At 27.9% G+C, this 16,997-nt stretch carries 15 protein-coding genes; 3 read left to right on the top strand and 12 right to left on the bottom strand.

The features are described 5' to 3' along the window. Positions 1-365 precede the first annotated feature (365 nt). The 6 genes from MPF13_RS10745 to MPF13_RS10720 form a co-directional block, all read right to left on the bottom strand. Entirely contained in the window at positions 366-2,567 is a 2,202-nt protein-coding gene (locus MPF13_RS10745; protein ID WP_249982522.1) for a M1 family metallopeptidase, read from the bottom strand. Positions 2,568-2,725: 158 nt separating this feature from the next. Continuing rightward, entirely contained in the window at positions 2,726-4,849 is a 2,124-nt protein-coding gene (locus MPF13_RS10740; protein WP_249982521.1) for a M1 family metallopeptidase, read from the bottom strand. A gap of 60 nt (positions 4,850-4,909) precedes the next feature. Beyond that, the gene (locus MPF13_RS10735; RefSeq protein ID WP_249982520.1) at positions 4,910-5,410 is read right to left on the bottom strand and encodes a DUF6702 family protein; all 501 of its coding nucleotides are present in this window, start codon (positions 5,408-5,410) and stop codon (positions 4,910-4,912) included. A gap of 29 nt (positions 5,411-5,439) precedes the next feature. Then, on the bottom strand, positions 5,440-6,243 hold the full coding sequence (locus MPF13_RS10730; RefSeq protein WP_249982519.1) for a hypothetical protein: 804 nt from the start codon (positions 6,241-6,243) through the stop codon (positions 5,440-5,442). A 9-nt stretch (positions 6,244-6,252) separates the two neighbouring features. Beyond that, positions 6,253-7,035 (bottom strand): peptidase associated/transthyretin-like domain-containing protein, encoded by a 783-nt coding sequence (locus tag MPF13_RS10725; RefSeq protein ID WP_249982518.1) that lies wholly within the window; start codon positions 7,033-7,035, stop codon positions 6,253-6,255. 117 nt (positions 7,036-7,152) lie between these two features. After that, complete coding sequence (locus tag MPF13_RS10720; RefSeq protein ID WP_249982517.1) at positions 7,153-7,686, bottom strand: hypothetical protein; 534 nt, start codon at positions 7,684-7,686, stop codon at positions 7,153-7,155. 57 nt (positions 7,687-7,743) lie between these two features. On the opposite strand from MPF13_RS10720, the gene pepE reads away from it, so the two are divergent. Further along, entirely contained in the window at positions 7,744-8,445 is a 702-nt protein-coding gene (pepE, locus tag MPF13_RS10715) for a dipeptidase PepE (RefSeq protein WP_249982516.1), read from the top strand. 112 nt (positions 8,446-8,557) lie between these two features. Here pepE and ribB read toward each other — a convergent pair whose 3' ends face one another. From ribB to tpx, 6 genes are all read right to left on the bottom strand, one after another. Then, positions 8,558-9,703 carry a 3,4-dihydroxy-2-butanone-4-phosphate synthase gene (ribB, locus tag MPF13_RS10710; protein WP_249982515.1) on the bottom strand — a complete coding sequence of 382 codons (1,146 nt, stop codon included), beginning with the start codon at positions 9,701-9,703 and terminating at the stop codon, positions 8,558-8,560. 5 nt (positions 9,704-9,708) lie between these two features. After that, on the bottom strand, positions 9,709-11,154 hold the full coding sequence (locus tag MPF13_RS10705) for an LptF/LptG family permease (RefSeq protein ID WP_249982514.1): 1,446 nt from the start codon (positions 11,152-11,154) through the stop codon (positions 9,709-9,711). A 62-nt stretch (positions 11,155-11,216) separates the two neighbouring features. After that, positions 11,217-11,873, bottom strand: a complete 657-nt coding sequence (gene lolA1 / locus MPF13_RS10700; RefSeq protein ID WP_249982513.1) for an outer membrane lipoprotein periplasmic chaperone LolA1 — start codon at positions 11,871-11,873, stop codon at positions 11,217-11,219. Between the two features lie 2 nt (positions 11,874-11,875). Beyond that, positions 11,876-14,341 carry an FtsK/SpoIIIE family DNA translocase gene (locus MPF13_RS10695; RefSeq protein ID WP_249982512.1) on the bottom strand — a complete coding sequence of 822 codons (2,466 nt, stop codon included), beginning with the start codon at positions 14,339-14,341 and terminating at the stop codon, positions 11,876-11,878. A gap of 42 nt (positions 14,342-14,383) precedes the next feature. Next, a complete protein-coding gene (locus MPF13_RS10690; protein ID WP_249982511.1) occupies positions 14,384-14,764 on the bottom strand; it encodes a diacylglycerol kinase family protein in 381 nt (126 codons plus the stop codon). Between the two features lie 3 nt (positions 14,765-14,767). Beyond that, on the bottom strand, positions 14,768-15,265 hold the full coding sequence (gene tpx, locus MPF13_RS10685; RefSeq protein WP_249982510.1) for a thiol peroxidase: 498 nt from the start codon (positions 15,263-15,265) through the stop codon (positions 14,768-14,770). Between the two features lie 118 nt (positions 15,266-15,383). On the opposite strand from tpx, the gene MPF13_RS10680 reads away from it, so the two are divergent. Both MPF13_RS10680 and MPF13_RS10675 read left to right on the top strand, forming a co-directional pair. Continuing rightward, positions 15,384-16,781 (top strand): MATE family efflux transporter, encoded by a 1,398-nt coding sequence (locus MPF13_RS10680; protein ID WP_502924348.1) that lies wholly within the window; start codon positions 15,384-15,386, stop codon positions 16,779-16,781. Continuing rightward, positions 16,768-16,992: a DUF8828 family protein gene (locus tag MPF13_RS10675; RefSeq protein WP_249982509.1), complete on the top strand. Its 225-nt coding sequence runs from the start codon at positions 16,768-16,770 to the stop codon at positions 16,990-16,992. Before MPF13_RS10680 ends, MPF13_RS10675 begins: the two co-directional genes overlap by 14 nt. Positions 16,993-16,997 lie beyond the last annotated feature (5 nt).

Genomic DNA, 16,997 nt, shown 5'->3' with positions numbered 1-16,997 from the left:
AAAATTTAAAATTCTTGCTCTTCCAAGTATTGTATCTATTGGGTAATTATAGGTAACAGAATCTTTAGAAGAGAGGTTATTAAATTCTTTAAAACTTGCTACATATCTTCTTATATTGATACTTAAGTCAATTTTTAAAGAATCTAAATGAGTGTTTTTTATAAAACTATTATTTGATTGTGAAAAAACAGAATAATTACAAAACAAAATTAGTATCAGAATTTTTGTTTTGTTTTTTATTAGAAAGTTATGCATTCTTTAAAATTTATTTTATTACTAAGTTATACATTTTATATTACTATAGCATAACAAAAAAGGTCTCACAAAATTGTGAGACCTTTTTTATTTATTTAACTAACTAAAGTTTAGTTTTTTACTTTGTTTTTAAACTCGTCAAATTTCTTAGACTCTTTCTTTGGCCAACTATTGTTAGAAGTATCTACATCTGCAGTTTCCATATCTGGATCTACTTTAATACTTTTAATTTCTTTAGTTGAAGCAAAAACTCTTTTTACTGTTTTGTCATTTTTCATCCAAATCTGAGCAGGAAAAGTTTGTTTTTCAGTAGAACCATCAGCATAAGTTAATTCTACAATTAAAGGCATAATTAAACCACCTGGTTTTTCAAATTCTACAGAGTAAATGTAAGAAGGAACTTCTTTACCTTCAGCATATTTATCCATTGCTTTAGGGTTTGCATCTTCTTTTTTGTCAGTGATGTAAACTAAATCTCCTAAACCATCAAAATATTGTTTGTATTGTTCTTTTAATTTAGCAACTCTCTCACTTGGTTTATCAGTTAAATAAAGAGGCTTTACTGCTTTAATACCAATATCATTTACATCTGTTGTGTAGAACCAACCTCTCCAAAACCAATCTAAATCCATACCAGAAGCATCTTCCATAGATCTAAAGAAATCTGCAGGAGTTGGGTGTTTAAACATCCAACGTTTAGAATAAGTTCTAAACGCATGGTCAAACAATTCTGGTCCCATAATTGTTTTTCTTAAGATATATAAACCAGCTGCTGGTTTTGTATATGCATTTGGTCCAAATTGTTTAACATAATCTCCTTGAGACATAATTGGAGAAATATTACTTTGGTCTCCACTCATATATCTAGTAATGTTTTTTGCAGGATTACCAGCAAATAATACTGGATCATAAACATCTTCAGCTAAAATTTCAACAAAAGAGTTTAAACCTTCATCCATCCATGTCCATTGTCTTTCATCAGAATTTACAATCATTGGGAAGAAGTTGTGTCCAACTTCGTGTACAATAACACCAATCATTCCTTTTTTAGTTCTATCAGAATATGTTCCATCAGGATTTGGACGACCAAAATTGAAACAAATCATTGGGTATTCCATTCCTTGTCTTTCTGAGTGAACAGAAATTGCTTTAGGATAAGGATAATCAAAAGTAAGTTTAGAATACTCAATTAAAGTAGTAGCAACAGCTCTTGTAGAGTGCTCTTCCCATAAAGGGTTACCTTCTTTAGGGTATAATGAAACTGCCATAACAGTTTTACCATTTACATTGGTAGCCATAGCATCCCAAATGTATTTTCTAGAAGATGCAAATGCAAAATCTCTAACTCTTTTAGCTTTAAATTTCCAAGTTTTTGTTTTAGAAGTACGTCCTTTTTCTGCTTTTTCAGCTTCTGCTTGAGTAACAATCATAACTGGTTTATCAAAAGTAGTTCTCGCTTTTTCCCAACGTTTACGTTGTGTTTTAGTTAAAACATTTTTCTCGTTTTGTAAAACTCCTGTTGCATCTACAATATGATCTGCAGGTACTGTTAAGTTAACTTCATAGTCTCCAAATTCTAAAGCCCATTCAGAACGACCCCAGAATTGCATATTTTGCCAACCTTCTACATTGTTATAAACAGCTAATCTTGGAAAAAACTGTGCAATTGTATAATTGTTGTTTCCATCAGGAAAAGATTCTAATCCAGAACGACCACCATCTTTATTTATATCGTTAATTTTGTAGTTCCACTTAATTCTAAATTTAAATGTTTCTCCAGAAGCTAAAGGATTAGGTAAATTAATACGCATCATAGTTCTGTTAATAAAGTGAGATAATGGTTTACCTTCACTTTCAACTTTTTCTATATTAAAACCAAATCCTTTACCTTCTTTCATATACGTATTTTGAAAGTTTTTAGGAGTAATAAAAGCAGAAGCACCTGTAGATTTTGCTAAAGGAGTTTTAGAATCATCTGCTCTCATATTTTGGTCTAACTGAACCCATAAGTAATCTAATTGATCTTTAGAGTTGTTGTGATAAGTAATAGTCTCATCACCATAAATCTTATTTGTACTTTCTTCTAAACGAATGTCCATAACATAATCAACTTTTTGTTGAGTATATTGACTTCCTGGAGCTCCAGAAGCAGTATGCTGATCATTTGGAGTAGCCAAAACATCTTTTAGTTGCCTAAACTTGTTTTGGTCAATGTGTCCTTGTTGTACTTCTTTTTTGTTCTTTTTTTCTTGTGCAAAATTACTAGCAACAACAAAGAATAAAGAAAATACTAATAAAAATATTTTTTTCATTATTATAGATTTGAATTAATTACCGATAAAATTAGTGATTAGAATATTAATAAGTTAAAGAATGTTAAAAATTTAACAAACCTTTATCAAAAAATGGAAAGTATTGAATAAAAAAAAGCGATATCAAACGATATCGCTTTTTTTTAGTACTAAAAGGTTTACCCTTTTACTTTATTTTTAAATTTTTCAAATTTATTTTTTTGTTGTTTTGGCCAACTATTATTAGAAGTATCTACATCTGCAGTTTCTAAATCTGGATCTATAGTTATATTTGAAATTTCTTTAGTAGATGAAAATACTTTAGAAATTTCTTTGTCATTGTATCTCCATATTTGAGCTGGATACGTTTTTCTTTCTTTAGAACCATCTTTATAAGTAAACTCAACTATAATTGGCATAACTAAACCACCTGGTTTATTATAGGTTATTTCATAGTGATATTTTGAGTGTTTTTTTGCAAAACCTAAACCTTTAGAAGTATCTTCTATAAATTCTACATCATTTTCATTTTCTTTCATAGAAAACTTTTTTACACCTTTAATACCTATGTCTGTAACATCAGTAGTATAAAACCATCCTCTCCAAAACCAGTCTAAATCTATACCAGAAGCATCTTCCATAGTTCTAAAGAAATCAGCAGGAGTAGGGTGTTTAAACATCCATCTTTGAGAATATGTTTTAAAAGCATGGTCAAATAATTCTTTACCCATTATAGTTTCTCTTAAAATCCATAATGCAGTAGCAGGTTTACCATAAGCATTGTTACCAAAACTGTAAACATTATCTCCTTTAGACATTATTGGCGCAATTTTAGACTGATCTCCAGACATATATTTAACAATGTTTTTTGGTAATCCTCTACGTAAAGGATAATCTTCTTCATATTCCATCATTGCCAACATTTGCATGTAAGAATTTAAACCTTCATCCATCCAAGTCCATTGTCTTTCATCAGAGTTAACAATCATTGGAAAAAAGTTGTGACCAACTTCATGTATAGTTACACCAATTGTTCTGTATTTTTGTCTGTCAGAATATCCACCATCTTCTAAATCTGGTCTTCCAGGATTGAAACAAATTTGTGGGTATTCCATACCCATTTGTCCATCTACAGAAATTGCTTTATGGTAAGGATAATCAAATGTATATTTAGAATAAGTTTTTAAAGTTTGTACTACAGATCTTGTAGAATGGTCTCCATATAAAGGGTTTGCTTCTTTAGAATATAAAGAATAAGCCATTACAGTTCTTCCATTAATATCTACAGCTTGTGCATCCCAAATAAATTTTCTTGATGAAGCAAAAGCATAATCTCTAACGTTTTTAGCTACAAATTTCCAAGTTTTAGTTTTTTTAGATTTACTTTTTTCAATTTTAGTAGCTTCTTTTTGAGTTCTAATAATTACAGGTTTATCAAAAGTTTTTCTAGCAATTGCTAATCTTTTTGATTCTTTTTTGGTTAAAACTTCTTTTTCGTTTTGCAATACACCTGTTGCACCTAACATATGATCATCTGGAGTTGTAATGTTTACAGTATAATCTCCAAATTCTAAAGCAAATTCACTTCTTCCCCAAAATTGGTCATTTTGCCATCCTTCTACATTGTCATACACACATAATCTTGGAAAAAACTGTGCAATTACATAGTTGTTGTTTCCATTTTCTGTAAAATGCTCATAACCAGATCTTCCTCCTTGTGTTCTGTGGTTGTTAATATTATACCACCAATCAATTTTAAAAGAAAAAGTTTCACCAGATTTTAATGGTTTTGGTAAGTTAATTCTCATCATTGTTTGGTTAATGGTATGAGATAAGTTACTTCCATCTGTATTTTTTACACTTGTAATTTTAAAACCACCATCAAAAGAATTGTCAGGAAAAACTCTTTTAAACCAACGTTTATTAAGTTTTTTAGGGACTTTGTTAGTACTAATATCTGGAGTTTTAGAGTCTTTAGCTCTCATATTTTGGTCTAATTGTACCCATAAATATGTTAATTGGTCTTTAGAATTATTATGGTAAACAATTGTTTCTTTACCAGTAATTCTTTGATTTTCATCATCTAAAACAATATCCATTACATAATCAACTTTTTGTTGAGTATAATTGATACCAGGAGCTCCAGATGCTGTATGCTGACTGTTTGGAGTTGCTAAAAGATCTTTAAGTTGTTTAAACTTGTTTTGGTTTGTGTGACCTTGTTGAGTAATTCTTTTTTCTTGAGCAAAAGCAGCTGCACCAATAAAAAAGATACTTAAAAAAAGTAGCTTAATTTTTTTCATTTGTAGGTATTTGAATTAGCCTACAAATTAAGGATAACTAGTTAAAAAAGTTAAAAAGAGTTAAAATTTTAACAAACCTTTATCATTTTTCGCATCTAACAAGATACTTTTATGCTTTTTTTTCACTTTAGATTTTACTAAATTTTGTTGATCTGGAAAATGAGTGGTTAAAATTTTGTTTGTAATCTCTATAGAATTTAATGTATTTATATCTTCTATTTCTAAATAGAAATAAACCAAATCACCATCATATTCTTTACCTATATAATTAAACTTTTTAGAAATGTCATCTATTTTAAAATGAAGTTTTTTATTTAAGTATTTAATGAAGTAATCATCATTATTTTTCAATTCATTTTTTGTGGTAAGCTGTAAATTAATTTTATAATCTTTGTTTAGAGCCTCTTCAATATCATCCATAAATACATTGATAGTAATTTGAACAGATTTTAATTCACTTCTATATTCTATTTGTGTTAAACTCAAGTAATACTTATGAGCCATGGTAAAAGAAAGAAGAGGAATAATAAGAAGAATTAAATATGCTTTTTTAAATTTCATAAGTACTTAAAAACAATTATTGCGCCAAATTACTCTTTTTTTATGATTTTTAAATATGTAACACTTTCTTTCTGTAGAATTTTAATAATTTCTAAGAGGTTATTTTCTTTATGAAGTTTTTCTATTCCTAAAGGGTTACAGTATTCTAAAAAATGAAAATAATTTTCTACGGGTATTTTTAGTTTTTCGAAGAAAAATTTTTCTCCAAGTTCTGAAAATAATTTATAAGGAAATGCTTTTTTTCGATCCAATTTTTTCCGCAAAGCCCATAATCTTTCTGAGTATTTAAAAGGCATACCAATTGCTGTTCCTGCACCAACAAATGTAGAGTTTGGGTCTGTATTTACTAGGTGAGGTCTTACTCTTTTATCTATATAATCATCACCCTCTACAATTTTCATATTTACATTAGAAAAATCCATTACATCTCTTAAAATAGAATCTTTTCTGTTATTGGGTACATCTTTTAAATCGATACCTAATCTGCCCGTTAAATTGTGTTTTTTTAATTCGAATTCATCTAAAACATACGTATTTAGTTTTAGGGTAATAGTTAAAGGTTGTGAAGCTAGTATATTTTTTGTAACAATAAATTTTTTTGTAATGTGTTGTATAGAAGAAATTTGTAGAGAATCTCCTTCAGAAACAAACATTCTAAAATTACCTTCATCTGAAGAAAAAGTTCCTTGGTTTGTATCTATGTTAATAATGTTAGCATTTTTTACAATTCCTAAAGAATCTATTAATTTACCAGAAAGTAACGTTTTTCTTTCTTGTGATAAACTAATAAATGAAATACAACATAAAAAGAGTAGAAGTAGTTTTTTTGCCATTCAGTAATTTTATTGTTTTGATAAATACAAACCTTCATTAATTATTTTTTTAGGATAGAGCTTGCTTTCTTCCATTAACAATTTAGTCAGTTTTATTTTGTCTTCATTTTTAAAGATATTAATTATATTTTTATCAATACAATCATTTAAAAATTCGTTGATATATTCTCTTTTAATTTTTAAATCTGTGATAAAAAAATCATCAGTAAAATGTTTTCTAATTTTTTCTAACTGTCTATCTTCTTCAGACATTTTTTTTAACTGCTTTAGTCTTCTATTATTACCATTAATACTATTAATTAAATTGTCTAAACTAACAACACCTCCAGATCTAATTTTAATAATTGCTTTATCTTCTTTTGGTTTTGTATTAGCATAAGGTAAATTAAGTGTTTTGGCAGATACAACAGGACCTTGATAGGTAATTATTTCTGGGTCTTGATAAAAAATGCTTCTTTGTTTTTCTAAAACCATTTCTTTTAAAACTATGGTTTTTTCTTCTAAGTTAACTTTAAGAGCTTTGTTATTAATAATTTTAGAAGTAATTATTACCAATTTATTTTTTAAGTTTAAATGTGAAAATAATAAACTATCACCAAGTTTTACAGGTATTTCAAATTCTCCTTTATCATTAGTAATTGTACCTATTTTAGTGTTTTTATTAATTACATGAACATCTACAATAGTAGTTTTACCTACAACAGTTTTACCTATTAAATAAGTGTCTTTTTTTTGAGCATTTGTTGTAAATAAACAAAACAATAAAGTATATAATACTAGTATTTTTTTCATCTCTACAAAGTAAGTAGAAGTGCCTCTTAAAACTGTATTAATAGAATTGTAAACTTCTGTTAAAATAAAAAAGGCATCATTATAAATGATGCCTTTTTTTAAGATTTTTTTGTGATTTTACTTTTCTAATATTACTGTTAGTGTTGCTTTTATGTTATAAGAATCTCCACCATCAGTTTCTGTTTCATCTAATTCACCAACTAGTTTTATGTAACTATCTGTAAACTCTACAACATTTAAAACTGTAGGAAAATCATTATCTTCAATTAAAGTTAAAGTGTTTCCTTTTAAAGACCAATCAATAGCTTCTATAGGATATAAATTTGTGTCTATTTTTTCTTCTTCAGTTTCAGATTGTCCTAAAAAATTTGCAGTAGCAACCAAATTATAAGAACCATTTAAATTTAATTTGTTTGGGTTTTCAGAAAAAGTATATGTTAAATCGATATCTTTTGCTATAGTAGAATAAGTTGCAGTTAATGTTTGTCCTTGACTGGTAATAGTCATGCTACCGTTTTCAATACTTTGTTGTTTTAAATTCCAAGTTCCAATTAAATCTGCGCTTGTAATATTAATGTTTGCATCGTCATTAGATTCACAAGAAGTTAAAAAAGTAACAATTGTGAGAAGTAATAAAATTTTTGTTTTCATAGTTTTCGTTTTAATCAAAAATACAAAAAACAACTTATAAATTAGTATTTTTGGTTTATGAAAAAAATGATTATTGCAAGTACATCTACAGTTCATGGAAGTAAATATTTAACTTATTTATTACCAACTTTAAAAAACCATTTTAAAGATGTAAAAGAACTTTTGTTTATTCCTTATGCAAGACCAGGTGGAATTACTTATAAGGAATATACTGCTATCGCAAATAAAGCTTTTTCTACTATTGATATTGATGTTAAGGGAATTCATGAATTTAAAAATCCTATTGAAGCTATTAAGCAGGCAGAAGCTATTTTTACAGGTGGAGGAAATACTTTTGAGTTGGTTAATCAGTTATATAAAAACGATGTTTTAAATGTTTTAAAAGAAGTTTTAGAGGCTGGAACCCCATATTTAGGTACAAGTGCTGGAAGTAATATTTGTGGTGTTAATATGATGAATACCAATGATATGCCAATTGTGTATCCACCAAGTTTTAAAACTTTATCAGCAATTCCTTTTAATATTAATGCACATTATTTAGACCCAATTGAAGGTTCTACTCATATGGGTGAAACACGAGAAACACGTATAAAAGAGTTTCATATTTTTAATGATATTTCTGTTTTAGGATTGCGTGAAGGAAGTTGGCTTGAAGTAACCAATAATACAATTATTTTACAAGGTGGATTAACTGCTCGTTTATTTCAGCAAAATAAAAAACCAATAGAATTAGAAAGTGGAGTAGAAGTGAAGCTTTAAAATTTTCGTTTAAAATAATTGCTTTTTCTTTTTCTAGAATCTCTTGATTTAGTTTTGTTTAAATATTTTACAAAAAAGAAAACTGCAATTAAAAAAGCAACCCAAATCAAAATTAATAATTTACATAATCAACAATTTCCAATCCATAACCAATCATACCAACACGTTTAGATTGTTGAGTATTTGTAATTAGTTTTAATTTTCTGATGTTTAAATCATGTAAAATTTGAGCACCAATACCAAAATCTTTGTTATCCATTTTAATTTCTGGAGCTTTAATATTTCCTTTAGCTTGATTTTCCTTTAAAATAGACAATCTACTTAATAAGTTTTGAGATTGATTTTGTTGATTTACAAATATGATTGCACCTTTACCTTCAGTGTTAATTACTTGAAACATTTTATCAAGTTTCTTATCTGCATCATTGGTTAAAGTACCAAGAATATCATTGTTTACTAAAGTAGAGTTTACTCTAGTTAAAATTGGCTCATCTTTAGACCAAGAACCTTTAGATAAAGCAATATGAACCTGATTATTTGTTGTTTGTTGATAAGCTCTTAACCTAAACTCTCCAAATCTTGTTTTAATATCAAAGTCTTCTTTTATTTCAATTAAAGAATCGTGTTCCATTCTATAAGCCACCAAATCTTCTATAGAAACAATTTTAATATCAAACTTTTTAGCCACTTCTAAAAGTTGTGGTAAACGTGCCATTGTTCCATCTTCATTCATAATTTCTACAATAACACCAGCAGGTTGTAAACCCGCTAATCTTGCAAAATCTATAGCAGCTTCTGTGTGTCCTGTTCTTCTTAAAACACCACCATCTTTAGCTTTTAAAGGAAATATATGACCAGGTCTAGCTAAATCAAAAGGTTTTGTGCCTTTTTCTATTAACGCTTTAATTGTTAACGCTCTATCTGAAGCAGAAATACCAGTAGTAACACCTTTACCACGTAAATCTACAGAAACTGTAAAAGCAGTTTCCATAGGATCTGTGTTGTTGTTTACCATCATTCCTAATTCTAACTCTTTACAACGTGTTTCTGTTAAAGGAGCACAAATTAATCCTCTTCCATGAGTTGCCATGAAATTTATCATTTCTGGAGTAACTTTTTCAGCTGCAGCTAAAAAATCACCTTCATTTTCTCTATTTTCATCATCTACAACAATTATTACTTTACCATTTCTAATGTCTTCTATAGCTTCAGAAATTAAATTTAATTGTGTTTTGTTTTGATTATTTTGAGCTGTCATATTGATTATGCTTCTTTTTTTGAAAATATTTTTTTAAAGAAATTAGAGATGGGTTGTATAATTGCATCTACATTAAAAATTCCTTTGTCTTTTGTGGCTCTTCTGGTTAATAAAATACCAATTGGAACCATTATCATTGCTGCTATCCAAGATCCTAAAAATGATGTAATAGAACTTTCTTCAGCTAAATTTTTACCAAATGTATTGCTAAAGAAATAAGTTACATAAATAGCTATTGCAAGTATCATTGGTAGTCCAAAACCTCCTTTTCTAATAATAGAACCTAAAGGAGCTCCTATAAAAAAGAGAATTAAACAAGATAAAGAAAATGCAATTCTATTGTAATATTCAGTATCAAAAAAGTTTAAGTTTTTTCGTTTCCATTTTATGGAGGCAATGTTGTTTTTTAAAGAACTTTTAGCTCTTCCTATTTTTGTAGAGGCAGTATTTAAAATACTAATTTTATTTTTTAAAGTAAAGTTTTCTAAAATATCTGGATTAATATCTTTTGTTTTTACAGAATCTGGATATTGATAAAGATCTTTTGAAGAAACTGTAGCTAATAAATTTTTAGATTTTAGTAATAAAACTTCATCATAGCTTTTCTTTAAACTAGGAATTGTGTCTCCTAATTGGCTTAAGCTTAGCATCATATAGTTTTTTGTGTGTTTAGTTTCATCTAAACCTTTATCACCAGAAACATCAGAAATATCTATATTAAATTCGTATTCTTTAAAAGTGGCACTTGATGCTGCCATTTTCTTTTTCTTAATTAATGTATTGGCAGATTTTGTGTGTTCTTCATAATAATAACCATTATATAAAATAAAGGTCATATATCTACTTCCTTCTTCAGAAATAATTTTTCCTCTTTCTGCAGTAATTACTTTTTGATTTCCTTTATTGCCAGATAAATCATAGATTAAAACTTTTTTTAGTAAGTTTTCTTCTTCACCATATTTTTCTTCAAATTTAATTTGATAACCTGGTATGTCACTATTAAAACTACCAGGAACTAAAGCCATTGCAGGTTTTTTCTTTTTAATATTTAAGTATAAGTTTTTTTGTTTTAGAACAGCATAAGGATATATGTTGTTTAAAAACAAGAAATTTATTCCGCTTAATAAAATGGTTAAAAAAACTAAAGGTCTTACCAATCTTTGAAGAGAAATACCTGCAGATTTTGCAGCAGCAAACTCGTAGTTTTCACCTAAATTACCCAATGCCATAATAGAAGATAACAGCACTCCAATAGGTAATGCTTGAGGTGTAATAATTAAGGTAGTATAGTATAAAAATTTTAAGATAAAAGGTAAGCTAATTCCTTTACCAGCTATGTTTTCGAAGGTTTGCCATAAAACTTGCATCACCAAAACAAAAAGCACAATTAGAAATGTAGCTACAAAAGGAACTAAAAACGTTTTTAAGATGTATCTATCTAAAATTTTCATCTTGGCAAAAGTAGTTTCTTAAGATGAAAGAAGCTACTAATTTTCTGTTAATTGGAAAAAAATTAATCTATTGTAAAATTAAGCTTTTTGTATTTAGCTTCATCAAAAGAGAAAATATTGTTTGAAAAGGTTTGATTACTTTTAAATGTATTTATAGTAAAAGTTGTTTTAGAACCATTACCACCAGTTTGTATTAACTTGTAAATATGTTTCGTTTTTGCATCTATTGCTAGTTCTACTTTAACTATGTCAGAATTACTATCTATAGGATTTAAGCTAATAAATTGAATTTTTCTACCTTTTAAATTTGTAAGTTTTCCCATTTCAAAATTATAACCTTCTTTGTAAAAAGTTAGTAGTTTAGATGGATAAATAAAACCATCATCTTCACCCATATCACCTTCAGTTATATTAATTTCTTTTTCTTCATTATTAATTACATACAGTTTTTTTCCATCAAAAATAAATTGATTTCCTAAGTAATCTAAATTATATTTTTCTCCTTGTAAAGTAATTTTACCTCTAATTGGAGGTTCATCACCTTCCATAATACCAGCATCTTCATTACTTAAAGTTTGACTAAAACTTATTGACATATTTTTATAGGCACCCATTTTAGTTGAAACTTCATCTAAAAGAGATTTTGCTTTTTCTGAACTTTGAGAAAAAGTTATCGATGTAAATAATATAGTTAAAAATAAAACTGTTATTTTTTTCATTTCTATGTGTTCTTTTCGTTTTCTAATAATTGTTCTAATGCTATAAAATCTGGTACTAATACTTGTCTTGCTTTACTACCTTCAAAACCACCAACAATACCTGCAGCTTCTAATTGATCTATTAATCTTCCTGCTCTATTGTAACCTAATTTTAATTTTCTTTGCAATAAAGATGCAGATCCTTGTTGAGCTGTAACAATAATTTCTGCAGCTTCTTTAAAGAGTTTATCTCTATCTGCAATGTCTATATCAATACTTGTGCCACTTTCATCATCTACATATTCTGGTAACATATGAGCTTCTGCATAGGCTCTTTGAGAACCAATAAAGTCTGTAATTTTTTCTACTTCTGGTGTGTCAACAAAAGCACATTGAATTCTGTTAATATCATTTCCTGCAGTGTATAACATATCTCCTCTACCAATTAATTGGTCTGCACCTCCAGCATCTAAAATGGTTCTAGAATCTATTTTAGATGTTACTCTAAAAGCAACTCTAGCAGGAAAATTTGCTTTTATAATACCTGTAATTACGTTTACAGAAGGTCTTTGAGTGGCAACAATTAAATGAATTCCAATAGCTCTTGCTAATTGCGCTAAACGTGCAATAGGAGTTTCTACTTCTTTACCTGCAGTCATAATTAAATCTGCAAATTCATCAATAACTAAAACTATATAAGGTAAAAATTGATGTCCATCATTAGGGTTTAACTTACGTTGTTTAAATTTAGCATTGTATTCTTTAATATTACGAACCATTGCATTTTTAAGCAAATCGTAACGATTGTCCATTTCTATACACAATGAGTTTAAAGTATGTACAACTTTTGTAGTATCTGTAATAATAGCATCTTCACTATCTGGTAATTTTGCAAGATAATGGCGTTCAATTTTATTGAATAATGTTAACTCTACTTTCTTTGGGTCTACTAAAATAAACTTTACTTCAGCAGGATGTTTCTTATATAAAAGAGATGTTAAAACTGCATTTAAACCTACAGATTTTCCTTGACCTGTTGCACCTGCCATTAAAAGGTGTGGCATTTTTGCTAAATCTACTACAAAGGTTTCATTAGAAATTGTTTTTCCTAAAGCAACTGGTAACTCCATTGTAGATTCTTGAAATTTCTTTGATGAAATTACAGAATGCATAGAAACTATGGTAGATTTTTTATTTGGTACTTCAATACCAATAGTACCTTTTCCAGGAATTGGAGCAATAATTCTAATTCCTAAGGCAGATAAAGAAAGTGCTATATCATCTTCTAAGTTTTTAATCTTAGAAATTCTAATTCCAGCTTCTGGTACAATTTCATATAAAGTAATGGTAGGACCAACAGTTGCTTTAATTTCTGCAATACCAATTTTGTAGTTTTTTAAAGTTTCTACAATTCTATCTTTATTTGCTTCTAATTCTACAGGGTCAATTGAAATTGATTCATTGTATTGTTTAAGAAGATTAAAAGTTGGGAATTTAAAGTTACCTAGTTCTAGAGTAGGATCAAACTCACCAAAATCTTTTACTAATTGATTAGATAAATTTTCTGTAGAATGTTCTTCTTCTTTAGTTTCTTCAACATCAATTACAACCTCTTTTTCTTCGTCTTTTGGTAATTCAGTTTTTAAGACAGGTGTTAATTCTTTGTCTATTTTTAAAGTAATTTCTTCATTTTTATCTGTTACATCAGAATGTTTAGAAATGGTAGGTTTTAAATTTTCTAAAGATAATTCTACTGCAGATTTTACTTTTTTCTCAGGTTTTAAAGGTATTGAATCTGAAGTTTCATCTTTTATTTCATTGGTTTCTTGAGATTCTTCAACTATTGTAGAATTTTCTAGTTCTTCTAATTCTTGAGCTTTTCTTTTTTCTCTATTTCTTTTGTAATTTTCTATATATTTATCAAAAGTAACTTTATAACGTACAACTATATAAGTTATAAAAAAGAATCCTAAAAGAATTACCAAACCTGTTTTACCAATAAAGGCTTGTAAATATTCATTTAATTCAGAACCAACAATTCCAGATAAAAGTGCATATTTTTTATTTATAAAACCAAAAGAAATAGAAACCAATAACATTGCTATAAGACCCCAATTCCATGAAATAATAATTGAAGAGAATTTCTTTTTTATTAAAATATAAACTCCTGTAAAAAATACTCTAAAAGCAATAATAAATGCCCCTATACCAAAACCTTTATAAATAAAAAAGTGACTTAAATTAGCTCCAATTTTACCTAGTAAATTTTTGCTTTTAACAGTTTTATCTATTAATTTACTAAGCGTACTTTGGTCTTCTTGCCAATTAAAGAAAAAAGAAATAAAAGCAATACAAAGAAAAAGTGAAAATAAAATTAAGAAGGTTCCTAAAATTGTTTGTGCTTGTCTAGTTTTTAGAAAAGCAAAAATACTCGGTTTTTTTTCCGAATTTTTCACTGTAGATTTTGTACTTGTTTTTCTTTTTGCCATTAATGCTTTAAGTAAGTTTTAAGGGTAAATATACATATTTGCCTAAAATAATAAAGTTATTTTAGGAATGTAAATAAATCCTGCAATAATTAAAGAGGTAAAAGCAGCAAAACTAGGAGCTCCTGCAGCTATATCTTTTATGAAACCAATTTTTTCATGATATTCTGGATGAATAAAATCTGCCACTTTTTCTACAGCAGTATTTAATGCCTCTGCAACTAATACCAATCCAATTGCCAAGAATTGAAACATCCATTCTACATTAGAAATATCAAAATAAAAGCCTAAAATAGTAGCAATTACAGCTACAAAAAGTTGGGCCTTAATACTATCTTCTGTAGTCATTAAAAGCCACATACCTCTCAAAGCAAATTTAAAACTACGAAGTCTTCCTCTTAAAAAACTATCATTAGGGTTCTTCATAAATTAAATTGCGTTTAAAGCATCAGTATAATTAGGTTCGTTAACAATTTCAGAAACTTGTTCTGTATAAACTACGTTTCCTTTTTCGTTAATAATAACAATTGCTCTAGAATGTAAATGAGCTAAAGGTCCGTTTGCAATTTCTAATTGATAAGATTTTGCAAAGTTTCCGTCAGCAAAATCAGACAACATAACAACGTTTTCTATACCTTCTGCACCACAAAAACGATTTTGAGCAAAAGGTAAATCTTTAGAAATACATAAAACAACCGTGTTTTCTAAATTAGCTGCTTTTTTATTAAATTCTCTAACAGATGTAGCACAAGTTCCAGTATCTACACTTGGAAAAATATTTAAAATAATATTTTTACCAGAATAATCTGATAAACTTTTTTGAGATAAATCTACAGCAGTTAGTTTAAAATCTGGAGCTTGAGTTCCTATTTTAGGTAAGTTTCCAATTGTATTAAATGCATTTCCTTTTAATGTAATATCTGCCATGTCGTGTTTTTTATTTGAAATTCAAAAGTAACTATTTTTATTCAAAAAACTTAATCAGAAAATGGATTACTTCAGCATAAAATGTCTTGTATTAATACTTATCTTCGCAGTCAGAAAAATGAATTTTAAATTGAATATTTCTCAATATACATCAGAATTTAAGTACAATTGGAAACTAGCTGCACCAGTAATGTTGGGTATGTTAGGACATACTTTTGTGAGTTTTATTGATAATATTATGGTTGGACAATTAGGAACCGCAGAATTAGCTGCAGTTTCTTTAGGTAATAGTTTTATGTTTATTGCCATGTCTATTGGAATCGGTTTTTCTACAGCAATTACACCTTTAATAGCAGAAGCAGATTCTTCTAATAATTTACAACAGGCAAGATCTACATATAAACATGGTTTGTTTTTATGCTCTACTTTGGGAATCGTATTATTTCTGGGAATTTTTTTTTCTAAACCATTAATGTATTTAATGAAACAGCCAAAAGAGGTGGTTGAGTTGGCAATTCCATATTTAGATTTAGTAGCTTTTTCTTTAATACCTTTAGTTACTTTTCAGGCAATTAAACAGTTTAGTGATGGTATGTCTATGACAAAATACCCAATGTATGCAACGTTAATAGCCAACATTGTAAATATAGTTTTAAATTATATTTTAATCTTCGGAAAATTTGGTTTTCCAGAAATGGGAATTGTAGGTGCAGCTTATGGTACATTAGCTTCACGTGTTATAATGGTTATTTATTTATGGCTAACTTTAAGATTAAAAGAACGTTCTGCTAGAATAGTTAAAGATATTAAAATCTTTGTTTTTGACATTTTAATGATAAAGAAAATAATTAATTTAGGTTCTTTAAGTGCAATGCAAATGTTTTTTGAGGTAGCAATATTTACTGCAGCTATTTGGCTAAGTGGTTTGTTGGGTAAAAATCCGCAAGCGGCAAATCAAATTGCTTTAAATTTAGCATCTATGACATTTATGGTGGCAATGGGTTTAAGTGTTGCATCTATGATTAGAGTAGGAAATCAAAAAGGTCTAGAAAATTATAAAGAACTTCGTAGAATTGCTTTTTCAATTTTTTTACTAGGAACAATATTTGCAACTTTTTTTGCAATTCTATTTTTTATATTTCATAAAAGCTTACCAAATATCTATGTAGATTTAAGTGATACTGTAAATTATAATGATAATATAGAAGTAATTACTATTGCGTCTAAATTGTTAATTGCAGCTGCATTTTTTCAACTTTCAGATAGTATACAAGTAGTTGTATTAGGAGCTTTACGTGGTTTGCAAGATGTTAAAATACCTACAATACTTACTTTTATTTCATACTGGGTTGTGGGGTTTCCTATTTCTTATTTTTTAGGAACAGAAGAAATGTATGGTAGTTTTGGCATATGGTTAGGTTTGCTAGCAGGTTTAACTACAGCATCTATTTTATTATTTATTAGATTTAATTATTTAACTTTAAAACTTATTGAAAAAAAACATGAACTTACCTAAATTTTTATTAGCAGATAATAGTAATTTTCCTGAAGATATTTTTGTATTGCATACAGAATTTCCTCGTTTTTTAATTAATTTAAAAGATGATGAAATTGAATGGTTTGAAGATCTAACAGGAGAAAGTGAAGAAGATATTGCAACAGAATTAGCAGACTTAATGGATAAAGCTGGTGCATTTTATGATGAAGAAATGAAAGGTTTTGAATAGTAGTT

It is taken from the genome of Polaribacter sp. Z022 (assembly GCF_023555495.1).
Lineage (GTDB): Bacteria > Bacteroidota > Bacteroidia > Flavobacteriales > Flavobacteriaceae > Polaribacter.
Note: the sequence above shows the minus strand (reverse complement) of the source record. Positions and strands in the feature narration are given on the sequence as shown.

Coding starts and splice junctions, on each gene's coding strand:
- MPF13_RS10745 (WP_249982522.1), bottom strand. CDS start 2,567: ATGAAAAAAATATTTTTATTAGTATTTTCTTTATTCTTTGTTGTTGCT.
- MPF13_RS10740 (WP_249982521.1), bottom strand. CDS start 4,849: ATGAAAAAAATTAAGCTACTTTTTTTAAGTATCTTTTTTATTGGTGCA.
- MPF13_RS10735 (WP_249982520.1), bottom strand. CDS start 5,410: ATGAAATTTAAAAAAGCATATTTAATTCTTCTTATTATTCCTCTTCTT.
- MPF13_RS10730 (WP_249982519.1), bottom strand. CDS start 6,243: ATGGCAAAAAAACTACTTCTACTCTTTTTATGTTGTATTTCATTTATT.
- MPF13_RS10725 (WP_249982518.1), bottom strand. CDS start 7,035: ATGAAAAAAATACTAGTATTATATACTTTATTGTTTTGTTTATTTACA.
- MPF13_RS10720 (WP_249982517.1), bottom strand. CDS start 7,686: ATGAAAACAAAAATTTTATTACTTCTCACAATTGTTACTTTTTTAACT.
- pepE (WP_249982516.1), top strand. CDS start 7,744: ATGAAAAAAATGATTATTGCAAGTACATCTACAGTTCATGGAAGTAAA.
- ribB (WP_249982515.1), bottom strand. CDS start 9,703: ATGACAGCTCAAAATAATCAAAACAAAACACAATTAAATTTAATTTCT.
- MPF13_RS10705 (WP_249982514.1), bottom strand. CDS start 11,154: ATGAAAATTTTAGATAGATACATCTTAAAAACGTTTTTAGTTCCTTTT.
- lolA1 (WP_249982513.1), bottom strand. CDS start 11,873: ATGAAAAAAATAACAGTTTTATTTTTAACTATATTATTTACATCGATA.
- MPF13_RS10695 (WP_249982512.1), bottom strand. CDS start 14,341: ATGGCAAAAAGAAAAACAAGTACAAAATCTACAGTGAAAAATTCGGAA.
- MPF13_RS10690 (WP_249982511.1), bottom strand. CDS start 14,764: ATGAAGAACCCTAATGATAGTTTTTTAAGAGGAAGACTTCGTAGTTTT.
- tpx (WP_249982510.1), bottom strand. CDS start 15,265: ATGGCAGATATTACATTAAAAGGAAATGCATTTAATACAATTGGAAAC.
- MPF13_RS10680 (WP_502924348.1), top strand. CDS start 15,384: ATGAATTTTAAATTGAATATTTCTCAATATACATCAGAATTTAAGTAC.
- MPF13_RS10675 (WP_249982509.1), top strand. CDS start 16,768: ATGAACTTACCTAAATTTTTATTAGCAGATAATAGTAATTTTCCTGAA.